The organism is Shewanella colwelliana ATCC 39565 (assembly GCF_000518705.1).
Lineage (GTDB): Bacteria > Pseudomonadota > Gammaproteobacteria > Enterobacterales > Shewanellaceae > Shewanella > Shewanella colwelliana.
Window position 1 is genome coordinate 2,487 of sequence record NZ_KI912484.1, and the last position, 1,356, is coordinate 3,842.

1 protein-coding gene and 1 pseudogene are annotated in these 1,356 nt (G+C 43.1%); both read left to right on the forward strand.

What is annotated here, in order from left to right:
* Positions 1 to 621, forward strand: a pseudogene (locus L876_RS0120755) (trigger factor); the annotation flags it as partial.
* 89 nt (positions 622 to 710) lie between these two features.
* The gene (gene clpP / locus L876_RS0120760; protein WP_028765510.1) at positions 711 to 1,322 is read left to right on the forward strand and encodes an ATP-dependent Clp endopeptidase proteolytic subunit ClpP; all 612 of its coding nucleotides are present in this window, start codon (positions 711 to 713) and stop codon (positions 1,320 to 1,322) included.
* Positions 1,323 to 1,356 lie beyond the last annotated feature (34 nt).

The window sequence follows — 1,356 nt, forward strand, 5'->3', positions numbered from 1 at the left end:
GTTGCTAAGTTTGCAATCACCCTTAAAGAAGTTCAAGCGGCTAACCTTCCAGAAGTTAACGACGAATTTGCTAAGTTGTTTGGTGTTGTTGACGGTGGCTTAGAAGCCCTTAAGACTGAAATCACTAAAAACATGACTCGCGAGCTTGAACAAGCGCTTAAAGCGAATGTTAAAGAGCAAGTGTTAAATGGTCTGTTAGCACAAAATGAAATTGAGCTACCAAAAGCACTTATCGACGGTGAAGTGAATGTTCTTCGTCAACAAGCTATGCAACGTTTTGGTGATCAAGCCGCTAACATGCCTGAGCTTCCAGCTGATTTATTCACTGAACAAGCTGAGCGTCGTGTGAAAGTGGGTCTACTTCTTGGTGAAGTGATCAAAACAAACGAACTTAAAGCTGAAGATGAGCGCGTACAAGCGTTGATCGCTTCTATGGCTTCTGCTTATGAAGATCCAAGTGAAGTTGTTGAATATTACAACAGCAACCAAGAGATGATGCAGAACATGCGTAACGTTGCGCTAGAAGAACAAGCGGTTGAAGCATTGCTAAATTCTGCGAAAGTGACTGAGAAAGACGTCAATTTCGAAGAATTTATGAACAAGGCTACAGGTCGCGCGTAACCTATGCTTGACTTAAATGGCTGTTAGCCATTTATAATGGCTCGTATGAGGCTCCTCATGCGAGCCATTTTTATTTAGGGAAGTTTATAATGCAAAATGCGCCAGAATCAGTACTGAATGCACTCGTCCCAATGGTTGTTGAACAAACAGCCAAAGGTGAACGCTCATATGATATCTATTCTCGTCTCTTAAAAGAGCGTGTCATCTTCTTGGTTGGCCAAGTCGAAGAGCATATGGCGAATCTCATTGTTGCTCAGTTACTCTTTTTAGAGTCAGAAAGCCCAGATAAAGATATCTACTTGTATATCAACTCTCCAGGCGGTTCGGTCACTGCGGGCATGGCGATTTATGATACCATGCAGTTTATTAAGCCAAATGTCAGCACTGTTTGTATTGGTCAGGCGGCGAGTATGGGCGCATTTTTGTTAGCCGGTGGTGCCAAAGGTAAGCGTCATTGTCTGCCTAACTCTCGCGTTATGATCCATCAACCATTAGGCGGTTTCCAAGGTCAGGCGTCTGATATCGCTATTCATGCGCAAGAGATCTTGGGTATTAAGAATAAATTGAATCAAATGTTGGCCGATCATACAGGCCAGCCTTTAGAGGTTATTGAACGTGATACCGACCGTGATAACTTTATGAGTGCGGCAGAAGCTGAAGCCTATGGCCTAGTTGATTCTGTATTAGATAAACGAGGCTGATATTTGTCTGCTGCTGAGCTATGATCAGTTAAAG